Genomic DNA, 20,999 nt, shown 5'->3' with positions numbered 1-20,999 from the left:
ATAGAGGATGGCGCCCCGACGCTACCGTGGCGTGAAGGATCGACTACGAAGAGATGACGTCGCCCGGGTCACGGAACGCGCCCGAAATCGCCTCCACGGCGCGTGAGGCTTCCCCCGGCCGGGCCACCCGGGCGACGTGGAACAGCGCATCGCCCTCGTTCACCAGCGGCAGGCTGTTGCGGCCGATGATGATGCCTTCGTGCGGCGCGTCCACCCGCACCTCGTCGGCGCCGAAAGGATCGGACACCCGGCCCAGCAGCTCGCCCGAACCGACCCGTTGCCCGAGGCGGATGGCGGTGCGCAGGATGCCGCCGGCGGGCGCACGCACCCAGTGGCTGCCATCCGCGATCACCGGCTGCGCCGGGCGCGCGCGGGCCCCCCGCTTGCGCCTCAGCATGCCGAGCGTGCGCATCACTTCCACGATGCCGGCGACGCCGACGCGGATGGACATCTCGTCGAAACGCAGCGCTTCACCGGCCTCGTAGATCAGCGTGGGGATGCCGTTCTCCGCCGCGGCCTCGCGCAGGGAGCCATCGCGCAGCCGCGAGTCGAGCACCACCGGCGCGCCGAACGCGGTCGCCAGCTTGCGGGTTTCCGCGTCGTCGAGCTGGGCGCGTATCTGCGGCAGGTTGCTGCGGTGGACCGCCCCGGTATGCAGGTCGATGCCGTGGGTGCAGCGCTCCACGATCTCGGTCATGAACAGGTGGGCCAGCCGGGCGGCCAGGGAGCCGCGCTCGGAGCCGGGAAAGCTGCGGTTGAGGTCGCGCCGGTCGGGCAGGTAACGCGAGTGTTGCAGCAGGCCGAAGACGTTGACCACGGGCACGAGCAGCAGGGTGCCTTGCAGGCCGGTCAGCGGCCGCGCCCGCACCCGGCGGATGATCTCGATACCGTTGAGTTCGTCGCCGTGCACGGCGGCGCTGATGAACAGCCGCGGCCCCGGGCGCCGGCCGTGAATCACCCACACCGGCATCTGCACCGGCACGCGCGTGTGCAGCATGCCCACGGGCAGCGAGATCCCGCGGCGCTCACCGGGCGCCACCGTGACGCCGCCGATGACCAGGGGCGCAGCGACAGGGGTCACGGCTTCACCCCTTGCCGCGGGTGCGCGTACGGCCGGGACGGGCCTGCTTCTCGAGGAAGCCGATCACCATTCCGGCCACGTCCTTGCCGGTGGCGGCCTCGATGCCCTCGAGGCCGGGCGAGGAGTTGACCTCGAGCACCAGCGGGCCGTCGTGGCCGCGCACGATGTCCACGCCGGCCACGTTGAGTCCGACGGTCTTCGCGGCGCGCACCGCCGTGGCCCGTTCCTGGGGGCTGAGCTTGACTACCGAGGCCGATCCGCCGCGGTGCAGGTTGGAGCGGAACTCGCCCTCCTTCGCCTGCCGCAGCATGGCGGCGACGACCCGGTCGCCGATGACGAAGGCCCGGATGTCGGCGCCGCCCGCCTCGTGAATGAACTGCTGTACGAGGAAGTTGGCGTCCAGCTCGCGGAAGGCGTCGATGACGCTCTCGGCTGCCTGCTGCGTTTCCGCCAGCACCACGCCGCGGCCCTGCGTGCCCTGCAGCAGCTTGAGCACCAGCGGCGCGCCGCCCACCAGCCTGACCAGCGTCTGGGTGTCGTCCGGCGAATGTGCGAAGGCGGTGACGGGCATGCCGACGCCGGCGCGCGCCAGCAGCTGCAGGGAGCGCAGCTTGTCGCGGCTGCGCCCGATGGCCACGGATTCATTGGCGGGATACACGCCCATGACCTCGAACTGGCGCAGCACCGCCAGGGCGTAGAAGGTCACCGACGCGCCGATGCGGGGGATCACCGCGTCGTAGCGCGGCAGCGTCTCGCCGCGGTAGTAGACGCTCGGGCGGCGCGAGGTCACGTCCATGACGCACTTCAGCGGGTCGATGACGCTGACCTCGTGGCCGCGCTCGCGGGCCGCCTCGATGAGGCGGCGGGTGGAATAGAGATGCCGGTTGCGCGACAGGATGGCGATGTGCATCAGCGTTTCTCCGTGGCGGGGCCCGGAGCCCCGCCCATGCAATAAGAGCGGGCGGGATCGACCGTGAAGCGTCCGCGCAGCGCGGTGCGCCCGAGCAGCATGCGGAAACGCATGGTGTCGCGGTCGGTCAGCGTCATTTCGATGGGCCAGGCGTGGGCGCCGAGGCGCAGTGTGCTGGCGATGACCCAGCGCTGCTCGCGGTGCCCGCCCGAGTCGGACACCAGGCGCCGGTCGAGCACCGGCGCCTCGCAGCGGATCACCTGGCTGCGATCATACTGGTCGGGATGCACGGCGAACCGCACCCAGCGGACGCCGTCGCGCTGGAACGCTTCCAGCTCGAAGGCATGCAGGGCCGAGGTGCGCGCCCCGGTGTCCACCTTGGCCTTGAGGCGCGGGATGCCCAGCTCTGGCAGCGCGACCCATTCGCGCCAGCCGAGGGTGGTTCGCGCCGCGCTGCCGGCCATCGCTCAGAGCCAGTCCCGGCGGCGGAACAGCCAGGCCATGCCGGCGCCGACGACGAGGAAAAGCAGTAGCACCGCCGGGTAGCCGAAGCGCGAGCGCAGCTCCGGCATGTTCCACGGGCTGGCGTCCGGATCGAAGTTCATGCCGTACACGCCGGCGATGAAAGTCAGGGGGATGAAGATGGTCGCGATCACCGTGAGCAGGCGCATGACGTCGTTCATGCGCTGGCTGATGGCGCTGAGGTGCATCTCGTGCAGGCTGGCGCTCAGCTCGGTGAGATTGTCGACCTGGTCGCCCACCCGCGCCTGGTGGTCGAGCACGTCGCGCACGTAGCGTCGCGTGGTGTCTTGCAGCGGCGACTCCTCGTCGTGCAGCAGCTGCTGCAGCGCGGTCAGCCCGGGCAGCACCAGCCGGCGCAGCGAGGACAGCTTGCGCCGGATGGCATGAATCTCTCCCACCTCCAAGTCGCGCGCGTCCTCGAGGAGCTGGTCCTCCAGCGTCTCGATCTGCTCGCGCAGCTCCTCCAGCGCCGGAAAGCAGCTGTCCACGGCGACGTCGACCAGGCAGTAGAACAGGTAGTCGGCGCCGCGCTTGCGGATGCGTCCGGACACGCTCTTGCGCAGCCGCTGGCGTACCGGCTCGAGCAAGGCCGGGTCCCCGGACCAGAAGCTGATGACCCAGTGCGGCCCGAGGAACAGGCTGAGCTGCTCCAGCGACAACTCGGCGTTCCTCAGCAGCGGCACCGAGACGACCATGAAGGCGTGCCCTTCGTAGAGCTCCAGCTTGGTGCGTTGCTGGCCGTTGTGCACGTCTTCCAGCGCCAGGGAGTCGAGCCCCAGGCGCTCGTGCAGCCAGCGCAACGCGGTGGCGTCCGGCACGCCGTCGAAATGCAGCCAGTCGACCGTGTCCGCCGCCACGCCTTCGAGCGCATCGGCGAGCCCGGACTGCGTCCGTTCCTCGAAGACCGTGCTGCTGTAGCGCAGCCAGTGGACCGCAGCGCCGGCGACGTCGGCGGCCACGGACTCGATCGCGTGGCCGGGGGCGGTGCCAGGCTGGATGCGCCGGCGGACGGTGTCGCGCGGGCTCACGGTAAGTGCTCCTCCCGGATAGCTGCTCGAACGCCTATAGCCTCTCACGGGACGCCGATCTGCAACAGGGGCGCGTTACAATCGGCCCATGGCCTGCCTGTTCGTGGAACACCTGACGGTACTCGACTTCTCGCGCCTCGATCGGGAGCGCGGGCTGGTGGGCGAGAGCTGGATCGTGGACCTGGAGCTGGAAGGCGAGCTCGACCCGCAGTCGATGGTGCTGGACTTCGGCGAGGTCAAGCGCATCGCGCGCGACGCGATGGAGGATTTTGCCGATCACAAGCTGCTGGTGCCGGCCGGCTGCGGCTGGCTGGAAATCGCGGTGTCGGCCGCCAGCGGCGAGGTGCGCGTGGAGGCGCCGGCTGCCGGCCTGCGACTGCGCTCGCCCGGCGAGGCCGTCTGCGTCCTCGACACCGCGGCGGTCACCATGCCGGTGCTGCAGGCGGCGCTGGAAAGCTGCGTGGCGGCGGTGATGCCGGCGAACGTGCATGCGGTGCGGGTGGCGCTGCGCGAGGAGGCCGCGCCCGGCGCGTACTACCACTACAGTCACGGCCTCAAGCGCCACGCCGGCAACTGCCAGCGCATCGCACACGGCCATCGTTCGCGGATCCAGGTCTATGCCGACGACCGGCGCAATGATCACTGGGAGCGCTACTGGGCGGATCGCTGGCGCGATATCTACCTGGGCTCCGCGGAAGACCTGGTGGCCGAGACGACGCTGGGCGATCGCCCGGCCTGGCGCTTCGCCTACCAGTCCGGGCAGGGCGAGTTCGAGATGGAGCTGTGGCGTGAGCGCTGCGAGCTGGTGCCCCACGATACGACGGTGGAGTGCCTGGCGGCCTATGTCGCGGCCGAGCTGACGCGTCTCAGCCCGGACACGCACTTTCGCGTCCGGGCCTATGAAGGAATCAACAAGGGCGCGGTGGCGGAAGGTTCCTGACGGCCGGACGGAACCTGCCGGCGGGCGTACGGTCTTGTAATCGGGGCGGGTTGCCCCCACTTTTTGGGCGGCGCCGGGGCGGCGCGAGAGGAGAGTCCGGATGAAGCGCATCTTCCTGTTCCTGGCCACCAACATCGCCGTGTTGCTGGTGATGTCGATCGTGCTCAGCCTGATCGGTTTCGAGGGCATCCTCGACCAGCAGGGCGTCGACCTCGACCTCGGCCAGCTGTTGGTGTTCGCCGCGATCTTCGGTTTCGGTGGTTCTTTCATCTCGCTGGCCATCTCCAAGTGGAGCGCCAAGCGCATGACCGGCGCCAAGGTCATCACGCAGCCCTCCAACCAGGTCGAGACCTGGCTGTTCGAGACGGTGCGCCGCCAGGCGCGCGAGGCCGGGATCGGCATGCCCGAGGTGGCGATCTACGATGCCCCGGAGCCGAACGCCTTCGCCACGGGTGCGCGGCGTGACCACGCGCTGGTGGCCGTCAGCACCGGCCTGCTGCACAACATGCGGCGCGAAGAGGTCGAGGCGGTGCTGGCGCACGAAGTCAGCCACGTGGCCAACGGCGACATGGTCACCCTCACCCTGATCCAGGGCGTGGTGAACACCTTCGTCATTTTCTTCTCGCGCGTCATCGGCCACCTCGTGGACCGCCTGGTGTTCCGCACCGAGCGCGGTCACGGGCCCGGCTTCTGGATCGTGACCATCGTCGCGCAGCTGGTGCTGGGCATTCTCGCCAGCATGATCGTGATGTGGTTCTCGCGCCAGCGCGAGTTCCGTGCCGACGCGGGCGGCGCGCGCCTGGCGGGACGGGAGAAAATGATCTCGGCGCTGGAGAAACTGAAGCAGGGGCACAACGCCGCGCTGCCGGACCAGCTCTCGGCCTTCGGCATCTCCGGGCACCGTGCCTCCGGCCTGAAGCGCCTGTTCATGACCCATCCGCCGCTGGACGAGCGCATCGCCGCGCTGCGTCGCATGGGACACTGATTCACCGCTCACCGCACGGCGCCGGGCGTGACGCGGCGCACAGTGCGACGCCTGCCGGCTTGCACAAGCGCAGGCCGCGGAACTAGTCTTGCTGCTTCTGGGTCTGAGCGCAGCATGAAGTCACTTCGTCGCCACAGTCGCGGTATTGCCGGTTTTGCCGCCACGTTGTTCGTGGCGGTGTGGGCCAGCATGGCCGTGGCCCCGTGCCTGATGGCCGCGGAAATGCTTGCCGGCGGGGACTGTCCCCATTGCCCCGACCCGCCGCCGCCGTGCCATGAGCCGGACGGCACGGGCAGCTGCAGCTACATCGAGGGCTACGACTTCGACGGCCGCTCACCTGCGGCGCCCAAGGTCGAAGTCGAGCTGGTGGCGCTGCCGCCGCTGGCGCTCGCCGCGGTCGCCCTGCCTGTCGTCCAGCAGGGGCCGGAGACCTACCTGGTCCGCGCTCCACCCGACCCGGGTGGGCCGCGCCTGCACCTGAGGCACTGCGTCCTCAACGATTAGCACCTTCGATTCGAGTCGTTCTTCTCGAGTCCACGGAGGTGTTTCATGTCGTTTTTCCGCGCGGCCGCATCCGGCCGCAATTGTCGCATCCATGCGTCCGGCCCGGCCCTGTGTCCCCGGCTGGCCGTGCTTCTTTGCCTGTTGGCGTCTGCCGTAACTGCGGCCGACGAGGCGACCGGCCCGGGCCAGGAGGCCGGGCTGGATGAGCTGATCGCCTACGCCGAGGCGCACAACCCGCAGCTGGAGGCGGCGCTGCATCGCTGGCAGGCAGCGGAGCAGGAGGTGCCGCAGGCGGGAGCGCTGCCCGATCCCCAGCTCGGGCTGGGCGTGGTGCTGGACCAGGTCGATGCCGGCACCGATTACATGGGTGAGCGCTATTCCGTGTCGCAGGCTTTCCCCTGGTTCGGCAAGCGGGGCTTGCGCGCCGATGCCGCGGCCGAGGGCGCGCATGCGGAACGGCGCCGCTACGAGGCGCTGCGACTGGCACTGGCGGAGCAGGTCACGGCGGCCTGGTTCGAATACGCCTGGGTGCACGAGGCAGCAGGTACGGCGCGCGCCAACCGGGACCTGGTCATGCGCCTCGAGGCCGTCGCGCGCGCACTGTACCGGGCGGATGCCGGCAGCCAGGCGGACGTCAGCCGGGCGCAGGTGGAGATGGGGCGGCTGGACGACCGGCTGCGCTCCCTGCTGGACCAGCTGGGACCTCGTGCGGCCCGGCTCAACGCCTTGCTGGGCCGTCCCGCCCACGCCCGGCTGCCGGAACCTGCCGCGCCGTCCCGCCAGCCGGTGGCCGTGCTGCCGGAGCGCGACGATGCGGCATGGCTGGCCCTGGCGCGCGAGTGGAACCCGCAGCTGCAGGCGGCGCGCCACGAGATCGAGCGCGAACGCCATGGCGTGGCGCTGGCGGAAAAGGCCTATTACCCCGATGTCCGTCTCGGCCTCGAATATGCGCGCGAGGGCAGCGGCCGCATGGCGGCGATGGATGGCGGCGGCGCCGACATGCTGGTCGGCATGATCTCCGTGAACCTGCCGATCCGGCGCGGGCGTCTCGACGCTGAAATGAATGAAGCGCGGTCGCGCCTGCATGCTGCGGACCGCGATGCGCGGGCGCGCGAACTGGCGGTCGAGTCCGAACTCCAGGCGGCGCTGTTCGCCTACCGCGAGGGTGAGCGCAAGTTGCGGCTGTACCGCGGCACGCTGGTGCCGAAGGCCCGCCATGCACTGGAGGCTACCGAGGCCGCATACCGTGCCGGCAACGCAAGCTTCATGGATCTCATAGACAGCCAGCGCAGCCTGCTCGAGTTCGAGCTCGAGCGCGAACGCGCGGCCGCTGACCGGGCCGTGGCCGCGGCCCGGGTGAGAGCCCTGGCGGGCGACCCGGGTCTCGCTTCGGACCAGGAGGATTGAACGATGGCCCTGAGTTTCAGAAAGCTTCTCTATCCGCTGCTGCTGGTGGCCGGCCTGCTGGGGGGGTTCGGCATCGCGGCCTTGTTCTCCGGGGATGACGACGCGGCGGTGAGCGCCAGCGGGGTCGAGACGGCCGCGGACACGGGCACCAGCTCGGGCGGCGCCGTGTACACCTGCTCCATGCATCCTCAGGTGCGCTCCACCGACCCGGATGAAAAATGCCCCATCTGCGGCATGGACCTGATCCCGGTGCCGACGGAAGAGGAAAGCGCCGGCGCGGACACCGACCTGCCGACGCTGAGCGTCTCGCCCCGGTCCGCGGCCCTGATGCGGGTGGAGGTGACGCCGGTGGCACGCGGTTCGGCGCAGGTCCCGATCGCGCTGTTCGGCATGCTGGAGCGGGACGAGACGCGCCTGCGCACCATCTCGGCCTGGATTCCCGGGCGCATCGACTGGCTGTACGTCGATTTCACCGGTGTCGAGGTCGAGGCCGGCCAGCCCATGGCGCGAGTCTTCAGTCCCCGTCTGATCGCAGCGCAGGAGGAATTGCTCCACGCCATCCGGGCGGCGCGCGAACTCGAGCAGGAGGGCATCGGCGTGGTGCGCGAAGCGACGCGCCTCACGGTGGAGGCGGCGCGTGATCGCCTGCGGCTGCTCGGCCTGGACGCGGCGCAGGTGGCGGCCCTGGAGCGGCGCGAGCAAGTGGAGGACCACGTCACGGTGCCGGCCCCGGTGAGCGGCGTGGTACTGGAGCGCATGGTGGCGGTCGGAGACTACGTCGACACCGGCGCACCGATTTACCGGCTGGCGGATCTCTCCGTGCTGTGGGCGCAGCTCGAAGTCTATGAGTCCGAGCTACGCTGGCTCAAGGCCGGGCAGCCGGTCCGCCTGACCAGCGAGGCTTATCCCGGCGATGCCTTCGCGGGCCACGTCGCGTTCATCGATCCTGTCCTGGATCCGCGCAAGCGCACGGCACAGGTCCGGGTCGAGGTGCCCAACCCCGACGGGCGCCTGAAGCCGGGCATGTTCGTGCGCGGTGTCGTCACGGCCGGCGCCACGGTTGCCGGGGTGGCGGAGGCCGAGGAATCCCTGCTCATACCTGCCTCGGCACCGCTCCTGACCGGCAAGCGCGCGCTGGTGTATGTGCAGCAGCCGGGCGCCGAGCGTCCGACTTTCGAGGCCAGGCAGGTCGAGCTCGGGGCCCGTGCGGGCGACTGGTACGTCGTCCGTGCCGGACTGAGCGAGGGTGAGCTGGTGGTGAGCCAGGGCGCCTTCAAGATCGACGCCGAGCTGCAGATCCGCGGGCGGCCCAGCATGATGCGGCCTGAGGGCGGCGCGGCGCCGGGCCATGCGCACGGTCATGCGCAGGAGGAGGCGCAGCACGCAGGGCACGAGGCGGCAGCGACCGCGACGGAGCATGCAGGGCATGCCGACCAGGCTGCGGACGTGGGGCCGGCACCGGAGAGCTTCCAGCGCGAGATCGGCCGCCTCGTGACCGCCCAGTTTGCGCTGGTGCAGGCGCTGGCCGACGACGACCCCGAGGCTGCGCGCGCGGCCGCGCTGGCGACGGATGCGGCGCTGCACGAGGTCGACGCCACCGTGCTTGCAGGGGCGTCCGCCCGCGAGCGCTGGAACGCGCTGGCGCGCCAGATGCACGCCGGGCTGGACGGCGTGGCGCGTGCCGGCGAACTGGAACCCCAGCGACGGCAGTTCGAGGCCTTCAGCGACGCGCTGACCGCCGCGGCCGCGTCTTTCGGCATGACGGGCACCGGGCCGGTGTACCGCGCCGTCTGCCCAATGGTGCAGGGGCGCGACGGTTTCTGGCTGCAGCCGCGCGAGGAGATCGCCAACCCCTACTATGGCGAGGCGATGCTGCGCTGCGGCTGGGTCGCTGAAACGCTCGTTGCGCCGGCCGGCGCGGAAGCAACCCCGTGAGCGGCATCCGCTCACCCCTCGCGGGCCTGATCCGCTTCTTCCTGGAGCAGAAGCTGGTCGTCGCCTTGCTGGTGCTGGCGCTGGTCGGCGCCGGCGTGGCGGTGGCGCCGTTCGACTGGAAGACGGACTGGATTCCGCGCGCCCCGGTGCCGGTCGACGCCATTCCCAACCTCGGCGAGAACCAGCAGATCGTGTTCACCGAGTGGCCGGGGCGTTCGCCGCAGGATGTCGAGGACCAGGTGACCTATCCGCTGACCGTGGCGCTCCTCGGCGTGCCCGGCGTGCGGGAGGTGCGCAGCAGTTCCGCCTTCGGCTTTTCCATGGTGTTCCTGATTTTCGACGAGGACGTGGAGTTCTACTGGTCGCGGGCGCGCATCCTGGAGAAGCTCAACAGCCTGCCGGCCGGCACGCTGCCGGACGGCGTGAGCCCCGCGCTCGGTCCCGACGCCACTGCGCTGGGCCAGGTGTACTGGTACACGCTCGAGGGTCGCGGGCGCGACGGCGCCCCGGCCGGCGGCTGGGACCTGGACGAACTGCGCAGCGTGCAGGACTGGTACGTCCGCTACGGCCTGCTGGCGGCGGAAGGCATCAGCGAGGTGGCGTCCATCGGCGGCTACGTGCGCGAGTACCAGGTCGACGTCGACCCGGATGCATTGCGCGCCCACGGCGTCACGCTGCAACAGGTGTTCGACGCCGTGCGCAAGAGCAACCTGGACGTCGGCGCGCGGGTGGTGGAGATCAACCGCGTCGAGTACGTGGTGCGCGGCCTGGGCTTCATCGAGACGCTGGCCGACCTCGAGAAGGCCGTGGTCAGGGCCGGGCCGGACCGGGTGCCGGTGCGCGTCAGCGACGTGGCGACGGTCAAGTTCGGTCCGGCGCAACGGCGCGGGGCGCTCACAATCGGCGGCGCCGAGGCCGTCGGCGGCGTGGTGATCGTGCGCGAGGGCTACAACCCGCTGCAGGCGATCCAGAACGTGAAGCAGAAGATCGCCGAGATCTCGCCCGGCCTGCCGGCGAAGCCGGTGATCGACTGGTCGCGCGCCACGCCCGCGGAAGTGCGCGCGTTCGCGCAGGCGCAGGGCTTCGCGGCCTTTGCCGGCGCCAGTCCTGCCAGCCTCGACGAGGCGGCATGGACGACGTGGCTGCGCGCCGCCCCGGCGGCGCAGTGGCCGGAGTGGGTGGAGCTGAGCCAGCTGGAGATCGTGGCCTTCTACGATCGCACCGGGCTCATCTACGAGACGCTCGGCACGCTCAACGAAGCCCTGCTGCAGCAGGTGCTGGTCACCATCCTCGTGGTCATCATCATGGTCCTGCACCTGCGCAGCGCCATGGTGATCAGCGCCACGCTGCCGCTCGCAGTGCTGTTCGGCTTCATCATGATGAAGCTCGCCGGCGTGGACGCGAACGTGGTGGCGCTCGCCGGCATCGCCATCGCCATCGGCACTATCGTCGACATGAGCATCATCGTCACCGAGAACGTGTTGCGCCACCTGCGCGAAGCGGAACCGGACGAGGACCGGAAAGAGGTGGTGCTGCGCGCGACTGCCGAGGTGGCAGGCGCGGTGCTGGCGGCGATCAGCACCACCATCATCAGCTTCCTGCCCGTGTTCACCATGACCGGCGCCGAGGGCAAGATGTTCGTGCCCCTGGCGTTCACGAAGACCTTCGTGCTGGTGGGCGCCGTGCTGTTGACGCTGGCGGTGGTGCCTGCGGCGGCGCATGTCTTCATTGCCGGGTCCGGCCCGGCGCGCCGGGCCACACGAATGCGGCGCGGCCTGTGGTTCGGGCTCGCCGGTGTCACCGGCCTGCTCGCCGGGTACGCGGCGGCGCGGGGCTGGACGCTCGTGCTGCTGGCGGCGCTGGCGCTGCTGGCCGTGGCGGCGTGGCGGCTCGGCGGGGCACGGCTGCGGGCCACCCTGGCACAGCGCGCGCCGGCGGCGGCGCAGCGCCTCGAGGGCCTGTTGGCCAGGGTGCGCGTCACCGGGCCATGGCTGGCCACGGTGCTGGCGGCACTGGGGGTGGGCTGGCTGCTGGCCCTGGCCTGGGAGCCGCTGGGGCCGGAGGCAGGCGTGCTGCGCAATTTTCTCTTCGTGGCCCTGCTCGTGGGCGGCCTGCTGGCCCTGTTCTGGCTGTTCATGCGCGGCTACGCCGCGATGCTGCGCTGGTGCCTGGAGCACAAGCTGGCGTTCTTGAGCGTGCCGCTCGTCGCCATCGTGCTGGGCGCCTCGATCTGGCTGGGGTTCGACCGCGTGTTCGGCTTCGTGCCGGCAGCGGCGCAGGCCGTCGGCGTGGATGCCCGCACGGTACGCAGCAACCCGGCCTGGAGCCGCCTCGCGCATGCCTTCCCCGGCCTCGGACGGGAGTTCATGCCGCCGCTGGACGAAGGGTCGTTCCTGTGGATGCCGACGACCATGCCGCATGCGTCCATCGGCGAAGTGCTGGAGGTCCTCAAGCAGCAGGACCTCGCCATCCTGTCGGTCCCGGAAGTGGAGCTGGTCGCCGGCAAGCTGGGACGTGCGGAGACCGCACTGGACCCGGCGCCGATCTCGATGATCGAGTCGGTGATCCACTACAAGCCGGAGTACGGCGTCGACGAGGAGGGGCGGCGCGTGCGCCAGTGGCGCGACCACATACGCAGCCCGCAGGACATCTGGGACGAGATCGTGCAGGCGGCACAGCTGCCGGGCACCACCTCGGCACCACGGCTGCAACCCATCGAGACGCGACTGGTGATGCTGCAGACCGGGATGCGCGCCCCCATGGGGATCAAGGTGCGGGCGCCGGACCTGGAGACCCTGGACCGGATGGCGCTGGCCCTGGAGCAGGAACTGCGCCAGGTGCCGGCAATCCGGGCCGAGACGGTGAACGCCGACCGCGTGGTCGGCAAGCCCTACCTGGAGATCGACCTCGACCGCGAGGCGATCGCTCGCTACGGCCTCAACGTCACCGACGTGCAGCAGGTGATCTCCGTGGCCATCGGCGGCCGCAACGTGACCACCACGGTGGAGGGCCGGGAGCGCTACCCGGTGCGCGTGCGCTACCAGCGCGAGTTGCGCACGGAGATCGAGGACCTCGAACGAGTGCTGGTCGCAGCGCCGGACGGCACCCAGGTGCCGTTGCAGGAGCTTGCCGAGGTCCGCTACACGCGCGGGCCGCAGATGATCCGCAGCGAGGACACTTTCCTGACCGCCTACGTCACTTTCGGCGGCCAGTCCGGCATCGCCGAGGTCGAGGTGGTGGAGCAGGCCAAGGCGTTCCTGCAGGCGCAGATCGAGGCGGGCGTGCTGGCGGTGCCGCCGGGCGTCAACTGGAAGTTTGCCGGCAACTACGAGAACCAGCTGCATGCCGCGCGCACCCTCAGCGTGGTGCTGCCGGTGGCCTTGCTGGCGATCTTCCTGGTCCTGTACTTCCAGTTCCGCTCGGTTGGCATCACCCTGATCGTGTTCAGCGGGATCGCGGTCGCCTGGGCCGGCGGCTTCATCCTGCTGTGGCTTTACGCCCAGCCGTGGTTCGCGGACTTCAGCGTGCTCGGCGCCAACCTGCGTGACTTGTTCCAGATGGGGACGGTCAACCTGAGCGTGGCCGTGTGGGTGGGGTTCCTGGCCCTGTTCGGCATCGCCGTGGACAACGGCGTGGTGCTGGCCAGTTACCTGCGCCAGAGCTTTGCGGAACGACAGCCCGGGACGGTGGCGGAGGTGCGCGCCGCGGCGCTGGTGGCAGGCGTGCGCCGCGTGCGGCCCTGCCTCATGACCACGGCCACGACATTGCTGGCGCTGCTGCCGGTGCTCACCTCGACCGGCCGCGGCGCCGGGATCATGATCCCCATGGCGCTGCCGAGCGTGGGCGGCATGGCCTTCGTGCTGCTGACCATGTTCACCGTCCCGGTGCTGTACGCCATGGTGGAGGAGGGCCGGGCGCGCAGGGCTGCGCTGTCATGATTCGTCATCATCGGTCCGTGTTTCGCCCCGGCTGCGCCACGGGGATGTCCCTGCGGGGGGTTGCAATGACTCCCGTAGCGGACGCCCCGTCCGCAGCTTTAACGGAGGACGCGAGACATGAGAAACAGGATCATCACGCTGGCCGCGCTGGCGGCCCTGGCAACGGCGCCGGGACTGGCGTCGGCGGCGAACCCGCCTGAAGGCAAGCGCACGACGGACATCGGCATCGTGGTGGGCGGCGTGCTCGGCGCCATCGTCGGCGGGCCGCCCGGCGCGATCGCCGGGATGACGCTCGGCGGCATCACTGCCGAGCGCGAGGTCGAGGCGCGGCGCAACGGCGAGCTCGAGGGACAGTTGACTGCGCTGGCCGCGGAGCAGCGCGAGCTCTCCGGCGAACGCGCCCGGCTGCAGGCCCGCATCACGGAACTCGACCGCGAGCTGGGGCAGGAGCGCCGCATGGCGGCGGCCCGCCCCGACGTCGCCGCGCTGGCCGACGGCCTGGCGTTCAGCGTGGGCTTTCGCACCAACAGCGCACAGCCGCCGGACCAGGCAGTCGACAGCCTGGAGGCCCTGGCGCTGTTGTTGAGCGCCGTGCCCTCGCTCGAGGTGCGCATCGACGGCTACGCGGATCCGCGCGGCACCGAGGTCCTGAACCGTTCGCTGTCGGAGGCACGTGCCACGGCCATCCGCGACCAGCTGCTCGCGGCCGGCATCCCGGCGGACCGTATCAGCATCGCCGGTCACGGCGCGCCGCAGCTCGATCCCGCAGCGGCGCCGGCGGACCCGGACGGCTGGGCTTTGCAGCGGCGCGCGGACATCCGCCTGGAACACAAGGACGAGCGGGTGGTGGCCCGGCCCTGAGCAGCCGTCGCGACTAGAATAGGATCCTGCCCGGACGATGCACGTCGTCCGGGCAGTTTCCTTTCCTGCCGGAGCTGTCGCGCCACCCATGCATTTCGAGCTTCACCTGCTGCCGGCGGCGGCGTCACCCTGGCTGGCGCTGATGGCCGCCGCGTTGGTCGCCATGTCGCTGCCGGGCCTCAAGGCGCTGCGCGGTCATCCCGAGCGCCTGCATCTCGTGCTGGGCTCCGCCGTGGCCCTGGCCGTGCTGTGGAGCGTGAGCGCGCGGGTCGATCCGGGTATCGCGGTGCACGTGCTCGGTACGCCGCTGGTGGCGCTGTTGCTGGGCTGGCGCCTGGCCCTGGTGGCTGCTGCGCTGGCGGAGCTGGCGCTGGTGGTGGCGGGCAGGAGCGCGCCAGGTGCAGCGCCGCTGGGCTGGATGCTGAGCGCGGCGCTGCCGGCGGCGGTGAGCTGGGCCGTGGCCTGGGGCGCGCGCTTCCGGCTGCCGCGCAATCCCTTTGTCTTCATTTTCGTGTGCGGCTTTTTCGGCGCGGGCGCAGCAGCGCTGGCGACCTGGCTGGCTGCGACAGGGCTGCTCGGCATGACCGGGCAACCGCTGCCCGGCGGTCCGGGCGCGTCCCTGTGGGCCTTCCTGCCGCTGGTGCTGTTTCCCGAGGCCTTTATCAACGGCGCCCTGGCCAGCATGTTTATCGTCTACCGGCCCGAGTGGGTGCGGCTGTACGACGAAATGTTTTACGTGCGCCAGCGGTCATGAGTGGGGCCATGGCGACTGTCACGCGCGCGTAATATTGCTGCCTGGCGTCCTGTGCTACGCTCCGGCGCCATCGGCTGGCCTGCTGGAGTTGAAGACATGTCGAAGCCCGTCTACCTGCCCCTGCTCGTGTTGGCGGCCGCCGCGCTTGCGGGCTGCGCCACCGCACCGGTGACCCTGCACGACCCGGAAGTGCCGCAGGCAGCCGTGGCTGCGATCGTGTTACCCGAGCAGCTCGAAGTCGCGACCGTCAACGGGCGGGAGATCGAGGGCGCCAGCGGGATGCTGACCAGGGGTGACAAGACACTGGAACTCGCCCCGGGCCGTTACGAGCTGGTGGTGTTCTACCGCGAGCTGTGGGAGTGGGGCGACCACCACGAGGTCCTGCGCTCCGACCCGGCCCTTTTCGTCGTCGATGCTGGCGCAGGCGGCCGTTATCGTATCGACTATGAGCGGCCGGCCGACGTGGAGGCGGCACGGAAGCTGGCGGCGGATTTCACTGGCTGGGTGGAGAACCAGGCCACGGGCGAGCGCATTGCCGCGCGCGAGAGCGGCCTCCAGTTTCGTCGCGGCCTGGTCCCGGCGCTGACTTTCGACGACACCCTCGTGCCTGCTGCCGAGCGCAGCGCCGACGGGCAACTCGTGCCACCACTCCCGACGGGTGATGCGCCCAGGACGGTTACCGGTGCGGCGTCGTTGCCTGTGCCTGCGGCTGTGCCGGCGTACCCGGCCACTCCCGGGGTGGCGCCTGCAGTCGCGCCCGCGCCCGAGGGCAGCTGGCTGGACCTGATGAAGAGTTTCTGGAGCGAGGCCAGCAGCGAAGAGCGACGCGCCTTCCTGCGCTGGCTCGCCGAGCAGCGCTAGGATCCGGTCCCGACCCCGCGTTCAGCGGGGTCTTCCATCGCCCCTTGTATCGCCCCTGCCACAGCCGGGCGATCCCCCGCGCACTGTAATCAAAGCTTCACAGTCGCTCCCCATACTGTGCCGCGATTACGGGGGTACGGCATGCGGCGCAGCGCTATTCCAACGCACGTTCGAGCCGGCCGGGACGCCTTCCGGTTGCAACACCGTCGCGCCGTGATCGAACTGGGATCCAAAGCGATATCGCTCATATCAAGGAGTTATCTGTGAACAAGACACTGCTCGCGATTGCCGTCGGCAGCACCCTGCTGGCCACCAGCGTCGCCTCGGCGGCCCCGACCGTCTACGGTCGTTTCAACCTTGCCCTCGACAGCCAGAAGGACGAGATCGGTCTCGACTTCGGCACCGAGGACAGCACCATCAAGTTGCGCGACAACAACAATTCCTCCCGCCTTGGCGTCAAGGGCAAGGAAGAGCTCGGCATGGGCGACCTGAAGGTCTTCTACCAGCTCGAGTACGGCATCGACCCGGACGGCAGCGAGTCGAATGCCTTCTCCAAGCGCAACCTGTTCGTGGGTCTCGAGGGCGGCTTCGGCTCGGTCAAGGCCGGCTTCTACGACACGATCGTCAAGGACATCGGCGGCAAGGTCGACCAGTTCAACGACACCGTCGGCGACCTCACGCGCCTGATGCGTGGTGAGACCCGCACCAGCAACCTGATCACCTACGCCTCGCCGAAGTTTGGTGGCGGCTTCAAGTTCACCGCCACGGTCCAGCCGGGCGAGGGCCGTACCGCCAGCGACAACGTCAACGATACCGAGGACGGTATTGCGGATAGCTTCTACACTGGCCTGGAGTACAGCGCCGGCGCGATCTACGCCGCTATCGCCTACGCCGACAACGAGCCGGGCAGCATGCGCTTCGACGGTTCTTCCGCGGCCAAGGACATCCTGCGCGTGGTCGGTAAGTACAGCTGGGACGCCTTCGAGGTCGGCGGCCTGTACCAGACGGCGGAAGGGGTCGACCAGGCCGGCGGCCTGAGCGGCAGCAACTTCCAGGAAGACAGCTGGATGATCTCCGGCGCCTACAAGACCGGCGCCTGGAAGCTCAAGGCCCAGCTCGGCGAGACCGAGGGCGACTTCACCGGCGTGACCCGCATGATGGTGGGCATCGGCGCCGACTACAAGCTGAGCAAGGCCGCCACCACGCAGCTGTACTACGTCACCTATGAGGACCAGGATCGCGTGGTCAACGGCATCACCGACCCGAGCACCGACACCTTCGGCGTGGCCTTCATCTACAGCTTCTAAGTCCGGCGGACCACGAAGCTCTCGCGGGAGGCCCGGCTGCAAAGCCGGGCCTCTTGCTTTTGAGCCGGATGCCGCCCCGGCTGCGGCCGGCGCGTGATGGCATAATCTGGCGCCCAGCCGCCGCTGCCGAGGACCTTGCTCATGCCCGCAAACGATTTCTACACCGATCAAGGCGCTGGCGCCTGCGCCATCCACCTGGTGGACAGCGCCGGGCTCGCTGCACTGCTGGGCAAGATGACCGATGCGCACCGCAGCTGGGTGCGCAACACCGGCTGGGAGGCCAAGCCCGGCACCGTGCTGTGCCTGCCGGGTGTAGACGGCAGCGTGGCAGCGGTGCTGGCCGGAACGGGCGGTACGGAGCCGTTCTGGTCGCTCGCAGCCCTGCCCGGCCAGCTTCCGGCCGGCAGCTACGCATTTGCGGACGAGACAGGCGCGGAGGAAAGTCACCGCCGCGCGGTGGCCTGGGGCCTGGGGCAATATGCTTTTTCGCGTCGCACGGAAGACAAGCCGGCGACCCTGCGCAAGCTGGCCTGGCCGCAGCACGTCGACACGGCGGCCGTGATCTCCGCCGTCGAGTCCGACCGCCTGGTGCGCGACCTCGTGAACACGCCGGCAGCGGACATGGGCCCGGCCGAGCTGTCACGCGCGGCGGCGGAACTCGCCGCGGCTGCGGGTGCCGAGTTCCGGGAAATCGTCGGCGACGCCCTGCTCACCGAGGGCTTCCCGGCCATCCACGCGGTCGGGCGCGCCAGCTCGCGGCCGCCGCGGCTGCTGGACTTGCGCTGGGGCGAGCCCGGCCGACCGCGGGTGACGCTGGTGGGGAAGGGCGTATGTTTCGACACCGGCGGCCTGAACCTGAAGGCGGCCGGCGGGATGCGCAACATGAAGAAGGACATGGGTGGCGCGGCGCACGTGCTCGGCCTGGCCCGCATGATCATGGACGCGGGGTTGCCGGTGCACCTGCGGGTGCTCATTCCGGCCGTGGAGAACAGCGTCTCCGGCAACGCCTATCGTCCCGGTGACGTGGTGGCCACGCGCGCCGGCCTGACGGTGGAGATCGGCAACACGGATGCCGAGGGCCGGGTCGTGCTGGCCGATGCCCTGGCGCTGGCCGACGAGGAAGCGCCGGAACTCCTGCTCGATTTCGCCACGCTCACCGGCGCTGCGCGCGTGGCGCTCGGCCCCGACCTGCCGGCGCTGTTCGCCACCGACGAGTCGCTCGGCCAGGCCTGGGCCAAGGCAGGGCTGGCCGAGGGTGACCCGCTGTGGCCGATGCCCCTTTGGGCTCCCTACGCGGCCAATCTCGGCGGCGGCGTCGCCGACCTGAACAACGTCACCACGGACGGCTTTGCCGGCGCGATCTACGGTGGCCTGTTCCTGCAGCGTTTCGTGCGCCAGGCGCAGTCATGGGCCCACGTCGACACGTTCGCCTGGAACCCGCGCAACCGCCCCGGCCGGCCCGAGGGCGGCATGAGCCAGGGCGTGCGGGCGGCGTTCGCGCTGCTTGCCGCGCGCTACGCGGGCTGAGACGCCAGGCGGCGGGCGCCCCACAGCAGGAGCGCGTAGAAGAACAGCGCCAGCACGACCAGCGCCACGGCAATGGCGCCGAACAGGTCGGGCGCCTTCATGAAGGTCGACATCAGCGAGTCCTGGTAATAGAAAAACCACGGATGGTCCGGCGGGAAGGCGACCTCGTGGAACCACTGGAACAGTTTTCTCGGTCCCACCAGGAACACCGCCACCGTGCCGGCCGCCGTCGCGAGCAGGCTGGCGCCGAGCAGTCTGCGTAGCGGCGGCACGCGCCAGCGCCGCAGCCGGATCAACCCCAGGTGCAACCCGACCCACGCCACCGCCAGCCAGCCGACCGGTGCGATGCGCCCGACCAGGTGGGCGACGTCCTGCAGGTGGCCCACCTCCGGCGCGCGGAACATGCGGTCGACGGTGCGACCGTCCGGCGCGTGGTAGGTGAGTTCCGCCAGCCCCGCGCCATCAGCATGGATGGCGTCGACGACCGCGCCGAAGAGGCGGAAGCGCTCCTCGGGCGTGGTGAGCTCGAAACCCGACTTGTAGCGGTTCTGCGGGCCGAACTCCTGGATGTGGCCGTGGATGTCCAACGCCTCGTAGAACACCGGGTAGAGGAAGTCGACCATCGCCAGGCAGCGCCACGCCAGCCACAGGGAGGCGAGCGCCGCTGCCGGCAGCAGCAGCCAGAGATGGGCTGCGCCCGGGCGCCGACGAGGCTCAGGCCGCACTGGCCGTAGCGGAGAGGCTGGGCCGGTAAGGGAGGATCTCGAGCACTTCACCTGCCTCGTGGCGGCGCTTGAGATCGCGCCAGAACTCCGGGGTCAGCAGCTCGCCATGGTGCTCGAGGAAAATCTCCAGCTGTTCGGGCTCCAGCCCGAGGAAGTTGATGAACTGCTCCGGGAAGACGTCGTCCTCGTCGACGAAGAACCAGGCCTCGGACTGCATCTCTTCCTCGAGAGAGCGCGCCCGCGGCAGCTTGCGGAAGTTGCACTCGGTCACCAGGCAGAGCTCGTCGTAGTCGTAAAAGATGACGCGGCCGTTGCGCGTCACGCCGAAATTCTTCAGCAGCAGGTCGCCGGGGAAAATGTTGGTCGCGGCGAGGTCGCGGATGGACTGGCCGTAGTCCAGCACCGCGTGCCGTGCGGCGAGCGGGGATGCCTCGGCGAGGTACAGGTTGAGCGGCCTGAGCCGGCGCTCGACGTAGCAGTGCGCCACCACCACGTCCTCGCCCTCGACCGAGACCGTCTGCGAGCAGGACTCGAGCAGGTGTTCCAGCAGCGCGGGATCGAAGCGCGTGCGCGGGAAACGCAGCTTCTTGAACTCCTGTGCGTCCACCAGCCGGCCGGCGCGGTCGTGGCGGAACACCAGGTAGTACTTGTCCAGCACGTCGCGCCGCACCACGGTCTTGGGATAGGCGAAGCGGTCGCGGATGATCTTGAACACCACGTCGTAGGACGGGAGCGTGAACACGGCCATCACCATGCCGCGGTCGCCGGGCGCCTCGACGAACTGGTCGCGCGAGTTCTGCAGGTGCCGGAACAGCGTGCGGTATGTCTCGGTCTTGCCCTGCCGCGCGCGGCCCAGCACGGTGAACAGCTCGGCCAGCGGCTTGCGCGGCAGGATGGTGCGCAGGAACACCACGGCATCGTGCACCGTCTCGAGGTCGGCGTGGAAATAACTGCGCGTGAAGCCGAACAGGATGCTGGTATCGCGGACCGAGGTCAGCAGGGCGTCTACCGCCACGCCGTCCTCCGTGTTCTTCAGCGCGATGACCAGTGGCTGCGGCTGGGCGGAACCCAGCGCGCGGCCGACGATGTAGGCACGCGTGTTCTGGTAGAAGATCGGACGCATGAACTCGACACGCTCCAGGCGCTCCAGGCCGCCCAGCGGCTCCCAGGCGCGCGCCAGCTCGGCGGCGACGAAGTCAACGCTGCCCTTGAAGTCGAGCCAGGGCGATTCGAAGGTGTGGTCCTCGAGGATCTCCTCAATCATCACCTCGGCGCGGCCGTCGAACTCGTAGACATTGAGTTGCTGCGGCGGGCGGATCTTCGACATCGGGTCGAGGTCTAGGGCGACGAACTCGACCTCAGGGTCGACGCCCACGGTGGCGAACAGGCGCCGCGTGATCGAGCTGAAGAACGTTTTCTCGAACTCCAGGTCGATGAAGTCGCTGATCTCGTCCTCGAAGCACTGCTTGGTCAGCACCCAGAGGTCGCGGTCGGTGGCGCGCTCGCCGAGGCGCGTGCGCAGCATGGCGGTGGTGTCGGCGACGTAGCGGTCGTAGAGGTCGATGCGTTCGCGGGCGTCATTGCGCCCGCCCACCCAGTCGCGGGTCTCGAAGCGCAGGCGCGCGCGGCGGGTGACGGCGCGAAACTCGGCGTTGTAGTCGCCGAAGGCATCGAAAATGGCCCTGGCGCTGTCGCGCGCCAGGGCCATGTCAGG

Annotated in this window: 17 protein-coding genes; 11 read left to right on the top strand and 6 right to left on the bottom strand. The window is 69.9% G+C overall.

The window, feature by feature from the left end:
* Window positions 1–43: 43 nt before the first annotated feature.
* The 4 genes from G8346_RS08395 to corA are packed head-to-tail and all read right to left on the bottom strand — an operon-like array spanning window position 44 to window position 3,541.
* Entirely contained in the window at window positions 44–1,081 is a 1,038-nt protein-coding gene (locus tag G8346_RS08395; RefSeq protein WP_370520571.1) for a succinylglutamate desuccinylase/aspartoacylase family protein, read from the bottom strand.
* A 4-nt stretch (window positions 1,082–1,085) separates the two neighbouring features.
* The gene (gene rimK, locus G8346_RS08390) at window positions 1,086–1,991 is read right to left on the bottom strand and encodes a 30S ribosomal protein S6--L-glutamate ligase (protein WP_166050141.1); all 906 of its coding nucleotides are present in this window, start codon (window positions 1,989–1,991) and stop codon (window positions 1,086–1,088) included.
* The gene (locus G8346_RS08385) at window positions 1,991–2,455 is read right to left on the bottom strand and encodes an ATP-dependent zinc protease (protein WP_166050139.1); all 465 of its coding nucleotides are present in this window, start codon (window positions 2,453–2,455) and stop codon (window positions 1,991–1,993) included. The genes rimK and G8346_RS08385 overlap by 1 nt, the downstream gene beginning before the upstream one ends.
* A gap of 3 nt (window positions 2,456–2,458) precedes the next feature.
* Window positions 2,459–3,541, bottom strand: coding sequence for a magnesium/cobalt transporter CorA (corA, locus tag G8346_RS08380; protein ID WP_166050137.1), 1,083 nt, complete (start codon window positions 3,539–3,541; stop codon window positions 2,459–2,461).
* Window positions 3,542–3,629: 88 nt separating this feature from the next.
* Between corA and G8346_RS08375 the strand changes: the two genes are divergently transcribed.
* The 11 genes from G8346_RS08375 to G8346_RS08325 all read left to right on the top strand — a co-directional run bounded on the left by G8346_RS08375 (window position 3,630) and on the right by G8346_RS08325 (window position 18,560).
* Window positions 3,630–4,481: a 6-carboxytetrahydropterin synthase gene (locus G8346_RS08375; protein ID WP_166050135.1), complete on the top strand. Its 852-nt coding sequence runs from the start codon at window positions 3,630–3,632 to the stop codon at window positions 4,479–4,481.
* Window positions 4,482–4,581: 100 nt separating this feature from the next.
* Window positions 4,582–5,466, top strand: a complete 885-nt coding sequence (gene htpX, locus G8346_RS08370; protein WP_166050133.1) for a protease HtpX — start codon at window positions 4,582–4,584, stop codon at window positions 5,464–5,466.
* 114 nt (window positions 5,467–5,580) lie between these two features.
* Complete coding sequence (locus G8346_RS08365) at window positions 5,581–5,970, top strand: hypothetical protein (protein WP_166050131.1); 390 nt, start codon at window positions 5,581–5,583, stop codon at window positions 5,968–5,970.
* A gap of 45 nt (window positions 5,971–6,015) precedes the next feature.
* Window positions 6,016–7,377, top strand: coding sequence for a TolC family protein (locus tag G8346_RS08360; protein WP_166050129.1), 1,362 nt, complete (start codon window positions 6,016–6,018; stop codon window positions 7,375–7,377).
* Window positions 7,378–7,380: 3 nt separating this feature from the next.
* Entirely contained in the window at window positions 7,381–9,312 is a 1,932-nt protein-coding gene (locus G8346_RS08355) for an efflux RND transporter periplasmic adaptor subunit (protein ID WP_166050127.1), read from the top strand.
* A complete protein-coding gene (locus tag G8346_RS08350; RefSeq protein WP_166050125.1) occupies window positions 9,309–13,250 on the top strand; it encodes an efflux RND transporter permease subunit in 3,942 nt (1,313 codons plus the stop codon). The genes G8346_RS08355 and G8346_RS08350 overlap by 4 nt, the downstream gene beginning before the upstream one ends.
* Window positions 13,251–13,367: 117 nt before the next feature.
* Window positions 13,368–14,111, top strand: coding sequence for an OmpA family protein (locus G8346_RS08345; RefSeq protein ID WP_166050123.1), 744 nt, complete (start codon window positions 13,368–13,370; stop codon window positions 14,109–14,111).
* An 88-nt stretch (window positions 14,112–14,199) separates the two neighbouring features.
* Window positions 14,200–14,865: an energy-coupling factor ABC transporter permease gene (locus tag G8346_RS08340; protein ID WP_166050122.1), complete on the top strand. Its 666-nt coding sequence runs from the start codon at window positions 14,200–14,202 to the stop codon at window positions 14,863–14,865.
* Window positions 14,866–14,961: 96 nt separating this feature from the next.
* Window positions 14,962–15,726 carry a DUF2057 family protein gene (locus tag G8346_RS08335; RefSeq protein ID WP_166050120.1) on the top strand — a complete coding sequence of 255 codons (765 nt, stop codon included), beginning with the start codon at window positions 14,962–14,964 and terminating at the stop codon, window positions 15,724–15,726.
* A 263-nt stretch (window positions 15,727–15,989) separates the two neighbouring features.
* Window positions 15,990–17,033 (top strand): porin, encoded by a 1,044-nt coding sequence (locus G8346_RS08330; protein WP_166050117.1) that lies wholly within the window; start codon window positions 15,990–15,992, stop codon window positions 17,031–17,033.
* Window positions 17,034–17,174: 141 nt separating this feature from the next.
* Window positions 17,175–18,560, top strand: coding sequence for a M17 family metallopeptidase (locus tag G8346_RS08325; protein ID WP_166050115.1), 1,386 nt, complete (start codon window positions 17,175–17,177; stop codon window positions 18,558–18,560).
* Here G8346_RS08325 and G8346_RS15120 read toward each other — a convergent pair.
* Both G8346_RS15120 and aceK read right to left on the bottom strand, forming a co-directional pair.
* The gene (locus G8346_RS15120; RefSeq protein WP_166050113.1) at window positions 18,548–19,285 is read right to left on the bottom strand and encodes a DUF1461 domain-containing protein; all 738 of its coding nucleotides are present in this window, start codon (window positions 19,283–19,285) and stop codon (window positions 18,548–18,550) included. The genes G8346_RS08325 and G8346_RS15120 overlap by 13 nt on opposite strands.
* Window positions 19,275–20,993 (bottom strand): bifunctional isocitrate dehydrogenase kinase/phosphatase, encoded by a 1,719-nt coding sequence (gene aceK / locus G8346_RS08315; RefSeq protein WP_206202647.1) that lies wholly within the window; start codon window positions 20,991–20,993, stop codon window positions 19,275–19,277. The genes G8346_RS15120 and aceK overlap by 11 nt, the downstream gene beginning before the upstream one ends.
* Window positions 20,994–20,999 lie beyond the last annotated feature (6 nt).

Source organism: Thioalkalivibrio sp. XN279 (assembly GCF_011089885.1).
Classification (GTDB): Bacteria; Pseudomonadota; Gammaproteobacteria; order Steroidobacterales; family XN24; genus XN24.
The sequence above is the reverse complement of the archived record's forward strand: the minus strand, read 5'-3'. Positions and strand labels throughout refer to the sequence as shown.

What these genes read in the sequence shown, in the direction of transcription:
- G8346_RS08360 (WP_166050129.1), top strand. Translation starts at nt 6,016, where the DNA reads ATGTCGTTTTTCCGCGCGGCCGCATCCGGCCGCAATTGTCGCATCCAT.
- htpX (WP_166050133.1), top strand. Translation starts at nt 4,582, where the DNA reads ATGAAGCGCATCTTCCTGTTCCTGGCCACCAACATCGCCGTGTTGCTG.
- G8346_RS08375 (WP_166050135.1), top strand. Translation starts at nt 3,630, where the DNA reads ATGGCCTGCCTGTTCGTGGAACACCTGACGGTACTCGACTTCTCGCGC.
- G8346_RS08340 (WP_166050122.1), top strand. Translation starts at nt 14,200, where the DNA reads ATGCATTTCGAGCTTCACCTGCTGCCGGCGGCGGCGTCACCCTGGCTG.
- G8346_RS08385 (WP_166050139.1), bottom strand. Translation starts at nt 2,455, where the DNA reads ATGGCCGGCAGCGCGGCGCGAACCACCCTCGGCTGGCGCGAATGGGTC.
- G8346_RS08335 (WP_166050120.1), top strand. Translation starts at nt 14,962, where the DNA reads ATGTCGAAGCCCGTCTACCTGCCCCTGCTCGTGTTGGCGGCCGCCGCG.
- G8346_RS08365 (WP_166050131.1), top strand. Translation starts at nt 5,581, where the DNA reads ATGAAGTCACTTCGTCGCCACAGTCGCGGTATTGCCGGTTTTGCCGCC.
- G8346_RS08345 (WP_166050123.1), top strand. Translation starts at nt 13,368, where the DNA reads ATGAGAAACAGGATCATCACGCTGGCCGCGCTGGCGGCCCTGGCAACG.
- G8346_RS08355 (WP_166050127.1), top strand. Translation starts at nt 7,381, where the DNA reads ATGGCCCTGAGTTTCAGAAAGCTTCTCTATCCGCTGCTGCTGGTGGCC.
- aceK (WP_206202647.1), bottom strand. Translation starts at nt 20,993, where the DNA reads ATGGCCCTGGCGCGCGACAGCGCCAGGGCCATTTTCGATGCCTTCGGC.
- G8346_RS08325 (WP_166050115.1), top strand. Translation starts at nt 17,175, where the DNA reads ATGCCCGCAAACGATTTCTACACCGATCAAGGCGCTGGCGCCTGCGCC.
- rimK (WP_166050141.1), bottom strand. Translation starts at nt 1,991, where the DNA reads ATGCACATCGCCATCCTGTCGCGCAACCGGCATCTCTATTCCACCCGC.